At 40.2% G+C, this 9,685-nt stretch carries 9 protein-coding genes and 1 pseudogene; 8 read left to right on the forward strand and 2 right to left on the reverse strand.

The window, feature by feature from the left end:
• Nucleotides 1-84: 84 nt before the first annotated feature.
• Complete coding sequence (locus ACE1CC_RS05615; RefSeq protein WP_413269489.1) at nucleotides 85-981, forward strand: Rpn family recombination-promoting nuclease/putative transposase; 897 nt, start codon at nucleotides 85-87, stop codon at nucleotides 979-981.
• 41 nt (nucleotides 982-1,022) lie between these two features.
• Here ACE1CC_RS05615 and clcA read toward each other — a convergent pair whose 3' ends face one another.
• Entirely contained in the window at nucleotides 1,023-2,348 is a 1,326-nt protein-coding gene (gene clcA, locus ACE1CC_RS05620; protein ID WP_413269490.1) for a H(+)/Cl(-) exchange transporter ClcA, read from the reverse strand.
• Between the two features lie 158 nt (nucleotides 2,349-2,506).
• Between clcA and ACE1CC_RS05625 the strand changes: the two genes are divergently transcribed.
• From ACE1CC_RS05625 to ACE1CC_RS05650, 6 genes are all read left to right on the forward strand, one after another.
• A complete protein-coding gene (locus ACE1CC_RS05625) occupies nucleotides 2,507-4,075 on the forward strand; it encodes an HMA2 domain-containing protein (protein WP_413269491.1) in 1,569 nt (522 codons plus the stop codon).
• 31 nt (nucleotides 4,076-4,106) lie between these two features.
• Nucleotides 4,107-4,682 (forward strand): HMA2 domain-containing protein, encoded by a 576-nt coding sequence (locus tag ACE1CC_RS05630; RefSeq protein WP_413269492.1) that lies wholly within the window; start codon nucleotides 4,107-4,109, stop codon nucleotides 4,680-4,682.
• A gap of 143 nt (nucleotides 4,683-4,825) precedes the next feature.
• Nucleotides 4,826-5,593, forward strand: coding sequence for a DUF1345 domain-containing protein (locus tag ACE1CC_RS05635; protein ID WP_413269493.1), 768 nt, complete (start codon nucleotides 4,826-4,828; stop codon nucleotides 5,591-5,593).
• A 24-nt stretch (nucleotides 5,594-5,617) separates the two neighbouring features.
• Nucleotides 5,618-6,289 carry a DUF1345 domain-containing protein gene (locus ACE1CC_RS05640; RefSeq protein WP_413269494.1) on the forward strand — a complete coding sequence of 224 codons (672 nt, stop codon included), beginning with the start codon at nucleotides 5,618-5,620 and terminating at the stop codon, nucleotides 6,287-6,289.
• 16 nt (nucleotides 6,290-6,305) lie between these two features.
• On the forward strand, nucleotides 6,306-7,016 hold the full coding sequence (locus tag ACE1CC_RS05645) for an MntP/YtaF family protein (RefSeq protein ID WP_413269495.1): 711 nt from the start codon (nucleotides 6,306-6,308) through the stop codon (nucleotides 7,014-7,016).
• A gap of 188 nt (nucleotides 7,017-7,204) precedes the next feature.
• Entirely contained in the window at nucleotides 7,205-7,741 is a 537-nt protein-coding gene (locus tag ACE1CC_RS05650) for an alpha-amylase family glycosyl hydrolase (protein ID WP_413269496.1), read from the forward strand.
• A 49-nt stretch (nucleotides 7,742-7,790) separates the two neighbouring features.
• Here the strand turns inward: ACE1CC_RS05650 and tnpA are convergent.
• Nucleotides 7,791-8,061 (reverse strand): annotated as a pseudogene (gene tnpA, locus ACE1CC_RS05655) (IS200/IS605 family transposase); the annotation flags it as partial.
• Nucleotides 8,062-8,099: 38 nt separating this feature from the next.
• Between tnpA and ACE1CC_RS05660 the strand changes: the two are divergent.
• Nucleotides 8,100-9,491 carry an RNA-guided endonuclease InsQ/TnpB family protein gene (locus ACE1CC_RS05660; protein ID WP_413269497.1) on the forward strand — a complete coding sequence of 464 codons (1,392 nt, stop codon included), beginning with the start codon at nucleotides 8,100-8,102 and terminating at the stop codon, nucleotides 9,489-9,491.
• Nucleotides 9,492-9,685: the final 194 nt, after the last annotated feature.

Here is a 9,685-nt window from a genome sequence, read left to right on the forward strand (position 1 = left end):
TCTCTACAGGATTTTGGATTAAGGATATTATCGCCGATCGATCGGACATGATATTAATCTGGCTCGATCGGTTATAATGTTTCCATGCGGCGCGACTCAATATTTTACAAAATCTTCCAACACTCACCCACCCTGTTGTTTGATTTAATTGCAACTCCCCCGACAAATGCCAACGCCTACCGCTTTGATTCAGTAGCAGTCAAAGAACCAAAATTTGAGATTGATGGCGTATTTTTGCCCCCTGATACTGAGAGAAATGGGATCATTTACTTCTGCGAAGTTCAATTTCAGAAAGACGAACGGTTATACGAACGCTTGTTTGGAGAAGCATTTTTGTATTTCTACCGCAATCGAGAGCGTTATTCTAATTGGCAAGCAGTAGTAATTTATCCGACTCGCAGCATCGAACAAAATGATATTTCTCCTTACCAAGCACTGCTAAACTCGGAGCAAGTACATCGAGTTTACCTGAACGAATTAGGTAATATTCGACAGTTACCATTAGGAATAGCGTTAATGGTGCTGACGATTGTTGATGAAGAACAAGCAGCAGCAGAAGCCAGGTATTTATTGGAACGCGCCCAACAAGAAGTTAGCGAAACACAAGCAAGTCGGGGCATAATAGATACGATCGCCACAATTATGGTCTATAAGTTTATTGATTTAAGTCGGCAGGAGGTAGAAGCAATGCTGGGATTAAGATTAGAAGAAAGCCGAGTTTATCGGGAAGCTAAAGAAGAAGGAAGACTTGAAGGACGGCAAGAAGGAAGACTCGAAGGAAGGCAAGAAGGACAACAGCTGGAAGCGGTTAATTTAGTTCTGCGTGTTTTGTCGCGCCGCTTTGGAGAGTTATCTGATCGGGAAAAAAACTGTATTTCCAATTTACCGCTATCTGTATTGGAAGATTTAAGTGAGGCGTTTTTGGATTTTAACAGTCGGGATGATTTGTTAGCTTGGTTAGAGGCAAATAGAGAGCGATGAAAGAGCTAAAAAAGCAATCTCATTCGCTAGTTCCCAAATATTTACTTCTTTAAACTTCGTTCCAAAAGTACCGTGTAAATTGGTCTTCCTCCCATTGCATGAGCCGTAGTACTTGCGGTAAAACAGCTTACCAAAATTGGCAAAATTAACTGATAGTTAGCGGTCATTTCCAAGGTTAACAAAATTGCTGTTAGGGGGGCGCGTACTGTGGCGGCGACTAATGCGCCCATTCCAGCAATTGTTAATACTTCAGGATATGGTAAATCAGTGGGAAACCAAGTGTGAGTTTGTCTAGCAATACCTAAACAAAATAAAGTTGCCATTGAGAGCATGGGCGCGAAAATTCCCCCTGGTGCTCCAGAACCGTAGCACAAAATTGTCATCCCGAAGCGAATGAAAAATAGTAGTAAGAGAACATGACTCGGTTCGACATTGTTAAATGACCAAATAATCATTTCCTCGCCACCGCCAGTGGTGGGATTGTAAAACCAACTCATTAACCCGATAAAACCGCCAATAAATAGCCCGGTAAATTGGTAGCTTCTGCCACGTAGAGAGGAAAAAAAGTTTAAACTTTTAACTAGCAAAGTATTAAAAGCGTAACCAATAAAACCAAAAGCAATTCCTAAAAGTGCAAAAATCCATAAAGAAGCTAGGGGTGGGGTTTCAAATTGAGTTAGTTTTAAGACGGGTCCTGTGCCTAAGATTAGTTGTTGTCCAATGGTGGCAGAAATACAGGATAGGGTGATGGCGTGGTAAGCACGAACTTCGTCTTCAAAGGTTGGTTTGAGTTCTTCAAAGACAAACATTATCCCGGCTAAAGGAGCGTTGAATGCGGTTGCTAATCCTGCTCCACCGCAAGCAGCTACTAACACTCTTGTTTGTTCTTGGTTGGCATTGAACCAAGTTCCTACCATTTTACCGATACTTCCTCCCATTTGGATGGTTGGCCCTTCGCGTCCCATGACCATGCCACTACCCAGGATGAGCAGACCAGTGCTAAACTTTACGGGCAAGACTCGTTGCCAAACTAGGGGGAAATGCCCGGATAACATTCCTTCAATTTGGGGAATGCCGCTACCGGAGGTGTCTGGGGCAATGCGTCGCATTAAGAAAAATCCTAGATAAACCATGATTGCTGAGATAATTATGGAAACGATCGCTCCCTGCCCAGGCAATTTATCTAAAGAATCAATCCAACGTATACGACTATCTAAAATTGCTGATACGAGATATCGAAAGCTACCCCCTAATACTCCGGTAATCAATCCCGCTATTGCTGCCCAAAACAAAAGCGGGTTAAGTCTACCAATGGTTTTTTTGAATCGTGGGGATTGGAGAATTGACTTTAGCGGTTTAAATTCCATAATCTAAAATGAATTGCGGTAGTTATCGGTTATATTATCAATGAATAGTGATTTTTTTGGTGGAATTGGTTTGATCGAATAATTGATGAACAATCCCTAAAATATTTTATGAAAAAAAGTGTCAAAGCAGTGCAAAAAAAGAAATTTTGAGTTAGTTTATGAGTGATGAAGTTGTTCATAGTATCCCAGGGCGTTGTCGGTTTCGGATTGAGAAAATTGCTGTTGATGAGGAGTTCACCGAAAGGCTTTTGCAGTTGGTGAAAGCTTGGGAAATGACGATCGCAGTTCGCATTAATCCAGCGGCTCGATCGCTAATTGTCACTTACAATGAAGATGATATTAATATTGAAGCGGCGGAAAATTACCTGAAAACTTGTATTCAGTTGGCAAGTAATTTAACTAAAATTGATGTCTCAAAACCTGAAGTTGATTCGGTTGAGGAGTTACCGGAAACTGAGGATCTGATACCATTGGTTAATCAATGGCGAGATTTGAGTTTGCCTGTATTAAGTTTGAGTTTGGCATTGTTGGCGACTCCTTTGGAACTACCTGCGGTGTTGGTGGGGGGTGCGATCGCAGTAGCAGCAATGCCTTGGTTTAATCGTGCTACAGAAAGTTTATTTAAGCATCAACAACCAAATATTGATGTGTTAGATTCTTTGTGGATGGGATTACATACGGTACAGGGTAATTTTGTCGCTCCGGCATTGAAAACTTGTTTAGTAGAATCTCGGCGTACTTTCCGGGGAACAACTGTTCAAAATCAGGAACATCAAGCAATTTTAGATGCAGAAATTGGTGATAATACTCATAGTTTAATGGCTCATCAAATCCGAACTGCTGCGGTTCATGATACTCAATTAGGAGCGGCGCAAGCTCATTTTTTGCGAGAGGCAGTATTCCCAACGATATTAATGGGAGGAACGATTTTTGCAACTACGGGAAATTTGAGTGCGGCGATCGCACCTTTTCAATTTGACTTCGGTAGCGGTGTTCCCATTTCGATTTCCACAACTTTATTATCAGCTTTGGTGCTTGGGGTTGAGCATGGGGCTTATATTCATAGTGGTAGAGTTCTGGAAAAGTTGGCACAGATAGATACTATTGTGTTAGATACAGAACTGGGAGGCGAGACAGTTTCTACTTTAGCGATCGCTACTTTACAAAATCAAGGAATCACCGTTTATTTGCTGCATAATACTAATCTTGATTTTTCCACAATGGCGATTCGGGCGCAACACTTGGGTATTCCTGTCAGCCAGATTATATCAACAAGTCATATTAAAACTTTGCAATCTTTAGGAAAGCGAGTTGCGGTGATTGGCGAAAGTCAGATTAATACTGATATTTCTGTATCAATGGCTCAACCAAATTGGACAATAGAGGAGGTAACAAAAAGTACCGCTGATGTAGTGCTTTTAAATCGGGATTGGTGGGGGTTGGTGAATGCGATCGAAATTGCTAGAAAAGCCTTTGAGCGCATTTATCAAAATACGGCAATCATTGTTTTTCCCAATTTGATTGTAACTTTTGGTGGGATATTCTTCGGATTAAATCCCGTAGTTAACGTGATTGTGAATAATGGATCGGCTTTTGTCGCTGAATTTATTAATAGTCAACGTCCCTTGTTTGAATTAAAATCAGCAACAAGGTTAGATTCAGAGTTGGCGAACAATGCTACTCATAGCCAAGAGAAAGAGTTAACACCTTCTTTTGTCAGCTGTTAAATTAAATTTATGAAATGGGAGATAAACAACAATGACATCTGCATTTGCCATGCCGGAAGAGTTTAGTAGTTTAGCTTTAGCAAACGGTGCTTTTGGAATTAGAGAATACTTAAAAAGCGGCTACGAAATTGTACATCAAATCAAGGGAAGAGTTCGCATTCGTATTCCTCGATTAGGGTACGATCGCGAATATGGCGATCGGTTAACTAAAATGCTCAAAGCTGTTGCTGGTGTAACTCAAGTTAATATCAACCAGATGGCAAAATCGGTGACTATGTACTATGAGGAAAACACCAATGCAGCGCAGTTGATTCGATCGCTAATTGTTTCTGCACCAAAAGTGGTGGAAGTAGTTGTTTCACCAATGCCGAATCAAGAAAATCAACAAACATTTGATTTTGCGACTTTCGATCGAATGAATCCGTTACATCCTGAACTTAAACCTTTGTTTTACCGATTTTCGATCGCTCTCTTAGAAGTAATGGGGACAATTTGTTTCTTTTTAGGCATAATTGGTCTAATTTTACCCTTCTTACCAGGAACTCCTTTCCTTATTTTAGGTTCACTTTGTTTTCTCGTAGCTTCTGAACTGTCTTTAATCAGTTGAGATCCAGGTAAGTTGTTGCGCTTCAGCGCCAGATTCGCGCTAAAGCGCAACAACGTACTTTGAGTCGCTTTTTTGTCATCAGTTTTGCACTTTTGTTTGGTAAATTATTGTAAATTTAGGATTATTGGCTAAGATAAGTCACAATGAAAACTTTTCCTTCGCGGAAATCTGGTTATCCTATTGGCAAACGACTTTTGCGCCAGTTCAAGTGGGTGTTGAAGTGGAAACTTATCAATAGTTTAGATTTGGGAAAACTGAGTCTGAGCAATCTAAACTCAGAAGGTCGTTTGGCTTTCTCGGTTATGGTAGCAATGATTCTGTTTCTGATCTTGCCAAAATTTGTTTATCTTGATAACCGGATTTTAATTAGTTGGATTGGTGGTGTGCTTTGCTTTTTAGGTTTAATGTTGCTGGTGATTGGCTTGACAACAGCGGAACAAACTCGTAATTATGTTCAATATCAAGAACAAAATGCCGATCGCATTTTCATCCCTGTAATAATTGCAGCTTGTATGAGTCTGTTTGCGATCGCCTTTATGCAATCCAACAGTCAAGAAATACCATCTTCTCATGTTACCTTTCAGGTAATTCTCTCTTTAACAGCTGTTGTCTGTTCCTGGTTTCTCACTCATACAATGTTTGCTTTGCATTATGCAACCTGTTACTATCGACGGGATTTTTCTCGTCCAACTGGTTATGTGGGAGGGTTAATTTTTCCGGGTGATGAAATGCCTAATTACTGGGATTTTATGTATTTAGCTTTTGTTGTTGGAATGACTTTTCAATCAGCAGATGTTTTGATTTCTTCGTCATCAATGAGAATCTTAGCCTTGGCTCATGGAGCAGTAGGATTTCTATTCTCAATGGTAATTTTAGCTTCTAGCGTCAACATTGCATCAGGATTAATGTAACATTTTTGATTAAACAGAAAATAAATGAAACTTGCTGTTATTCGTCACCAAATAGAACAACCAAAATCCCGTTTATTAATATCCTTGGGAGTGGCATTTGTAATTTTTCTCTTTTGTGTTCCTAGAGGATTAGAGTTGCAATTTTTAGCAGCTTGGACTGGGGGAGTAATTTGCTTTTTGTTCTTGATTTGGTCAATGATGTTTAGAGCAAATGCGGCGCAAACTCGGCGGCGATCGCAACAGCAAGAACTTGATAGTTGGTTAATCTTTTTATTAGCGATCGGTGCAACTTTGAGTAGTTTATTTGTGATCGGATTTATCTTAGTTAAATATAAGAATACTCTGGGTTTAGAAGTTGGTTTATCAATTATAGCAGTGTTTTGTTCCTGGCTATTAGTTCATACTCTATTTGCTCATCACTATGCCTCTTTTTACTACCGCCCAGTTAAAGAAAACTCTCCGTCAGACTCAAAGCAAGCATACAACGGGGGATTAAAATTTGTTGGAGAAATGCCACCTTGTTACAGTGATTTTTTATATTTTGCCTTTGTTATTGGCATGACGGCTCAAACCTCTGATATCCCAATTATTAAGTCTGCCATGCGAAGATTGAGTTTAGGACAAATGATAATTTCTTACTATTTTTACAGTGTGATCATCGCGTTAGGAGTAAGTTTGGTAACAGGATTAATTTAAAGGAGAGTTGGAATTGATGAGTGAAAGTTTTGGTACTCTCATATTAGCTTTAGCTGCCAGTGTAGATAACTTTGCGATCGGCACTGCTTACGGAAATGAAAACATTAGAATTGGAAATCGTACAAATGGATTTATTGCCTTAGTCTCAGGTTTAGGCACATTTTTATCAATGTCTGTTGGCAAAGAAATTAGCAGCTATTTGACTCCGGTGCAAGCTTCACATTTGGGGAGTTCGGCTTTAGTGGTGGCTGGTGTGTGGGGGTTGTGGGCGATAGTTCAGCGAGAGAAAAAACGAGTTAGACGGTTAGTTTTCTTACGTCAAGAACTAGAGGCTGGACTCGCTAATACTACCAATATTTCCGCTTCTAAAATTACTAATTTGGAAGATGAATCTGATAAATTTCTAGAGGAACTTGCTTATGAAAACTTTTTAGAACATCCCGAAAAAGCCGATCGCGATCGCTCTGGTTATATTGATATCAACGAATCAATTACTTTGGCATTTGGATTAAGTGTGAATAATTTAGCGATCGGAATTGGTGGGGGTATTTCTGCTTATAGTGCGATCGGAATTACTGGACTCGTAATTCTATTTAGCTTTTTGGGGTTAGCTCTAGGATATATTCTTGGACATCGCCTTAGCGTGAAAATGCCCGGACTTTGGGCAGGAATGCTTTCAGGGGGAATGGTAATTTTAACAGGTGTTTATGTATTTTTGACTCAATAATTTCCATAAATTTAAGATTTTTGATGCCGTAGCAAATTTTCACCAGTTTGCTACTTTTTGTCCATAGTATGAATTGATTTGAAGTTTAAATCAGAGGTTATGATTTCACCCATTGAAGAAGCTAAATAGTTGCGGCTCAAACTCGATCGACTGCCAATCTACCTGGAATTATTAATATTAAGTTAACCATGAAAACCAAAGTTGAGAATTTTGCTCCACAGGATCTCGCCCACTTGAATCTAGAACCCAGAGGACGAGTGTTTCCCAGTCCTACACTCTGGAAAGATCATATTTTTTACCAGATTCTACCAGACCGCTTCAGCGATGGTCGGGAAGCAGAGCGCCCGATGTTCGATTATCGCCACCCCGAACAACACCGGACTCAGGACAAACGCAGTTGGATGTCAGCTGGCTTACGCTTTACGGGGGGAACGCTTCAGGGTGTACGTAGCAAGCTGGACTACCTGCAAGGACTGGGAATTACAGGTTTATGGCTGAATCCGGCTTTCAAGCAACGGGCAGATTTACAAACTTATCACGGCTATGCGATCCAGAACTTTCTTGATATTGACCCTCGTTTCGGCACGATTCAAGATTTGCGCGACTTGATTGATGATGCTCACGATCGCAATATGGTAGTCGTGTTGGATGTGGTAATTGACCATACTGGTAATAACTGGTGCTATCAAGAAAAGAATGGGAGCGTGAGAACCCCTAGCTTTTAAGCAGGGGATGAAACGCGACGCAAGGGGATTTATCCCCGTGTTTCTCTGATTTACCTCGTTGAGCTTCAATATATTTTCTAACCACTTCAGTACTGAGTTGTCTAGTAGTTGCGACGAAATAAGTCGGTGTCCATCAAGCGGGCAGTTTTTTTAATTGCTGGAAACTCTTTTCTAAGATGGTGGGACGCTCTACCTTTCACCCATCTAGCAACATCGGCTAGCGATTCATGAGTAGGAGCATTAATAAAAAAATGAACATGGTCTGGTTGAATTTCGAGCGCAATCAACCTCCATTCATGTTCAGTAACTAACTCAAAAATGTAGTTACTACGATATTAAAAGACAGGAGGTAAAGCAAGTGTACAAAACAATTCCAGTCAGAGCTAAATTCACTAATGAAGAAAAAGCTTTTTGGGTTGACCAATGTAAAAACTCCAATAGCTTAATAAATTGTGCAATTTACCATACTCGTCAATCTCATTACGCCAGGTTGTCAGAAATGGAAAATTCCTCAACAAGTTACTGGCGTGGCGATGAGTTACGGCATAGTTGGAAGACTTACAGATACAATACAACCTATGCAGAACTAGATAAAGTTTTGAAAGAAAATGTGCATTACAAAGGGATAGCAGCGCAAGCAGCACAACAAACATTAAAAACCGTCGGAGAATCAATCACTGGTTACAATCAATTAGTCAATCTTTATTACCAGAGAGAAGTAAATAAGCCTTCATTACCTAATTATCGTAAGAGTGGAGGATTGGCATCGGTAACATTTCCCAAGCAAGCACTAACTTATAAAGATGGTTGTTTTTACCCATCTGTGAGTAGAGAAACTAGACCAGAACTGTTAGGTGAAATTTCGTTGCACTTACCAGAGTTCATTGATGACGATTGGGTAAAAGAAGTAACAATTCGCCCTTACTATGGGGAATTTTGGATTGACTGGGTGATTGATGACGGTAAAAAGCCAATTAAAATTAATCCCCATCTTGATTACAGCCAAGCTTGGGGGTTCGATCATGGGGGAACTAATTGGTTAACTGGCGTTTCTACTCAGGGAAAAAGTCTGATTATTAGTGGCAGAAAACTGAAATCAATGAATCAGGGTTACTGCCGATTGGTGGCTAAATATAAACAAGGTAAACCGGAGTTTTATTGGGATGCTAACTTAGATAGAGTGCAGCGTAAGCGCAACAATCAAATGCGCGATGCCATCAATAAAGCTGCTAGGTTTATTGTGAACCAATGTTTAAATGACCGAGTGGGAAATTTAGTTATTGGTTGGAATCCAGAACAAAAAAACTGCTCTGACATGGGAAAGCGTAACAATCAAAACTTTGTTGTTATCCCTACAGGGCGGTTGATTGAAAGACTCAAACAACTTTGTCCAGAATTCGGAATTGTTTTAACAATTACCGAGGAAGCTAATACTTCCAAAGCTTCATTTCTTGATGATGATTCTCTGCCCAAACACGGTGAAAAACCCGAACAGTGGAAACCATCAGGTACAAGAATTAAACGTGGGTTGTATCGCACAAAGTTGGGATATTTGATTAATGCTGATGCAAATGCCGCAGCGAACATCATTAGAAAAGTAGCCACACAGCTAAACATCAGTTTAGTCAAGGTGGGTAGGGCATCTTTGACAGTGCCGCAACGAATTGATTTGTTCAACAAGTTAGATAAATCATATCGTAAGAAGACGTTACGAAGTGTGTCTTTAGACCACGTAGTAACATCCGCTTAGAATCCCCCGTGTTTCAACCGGGGGAGATGTCAACATGAAGTTGTCATGGTGATGAATAGTTCATAAAACCATAGACAAATATCTCAGGTCTTATTTTGTAGGTGTTACCCTAACTGGGTGAACTACTACACCCTCTATCCCATTGCTCGCAGAGCGTTTGGGACTGCTTGTAGTCTTTTACTCGTCCCCTTTAG

The organism is Floridaenema aerugineum BLCC-F46 (assembly GCF_041929345.1).
Classification (GTDB): Bacteria; Cyanobacteriota; Cyanobacteriia; order Cyanobacteriales; family Aerosakkonemataceae; genus Floridanema; species Floridanema aerugineum.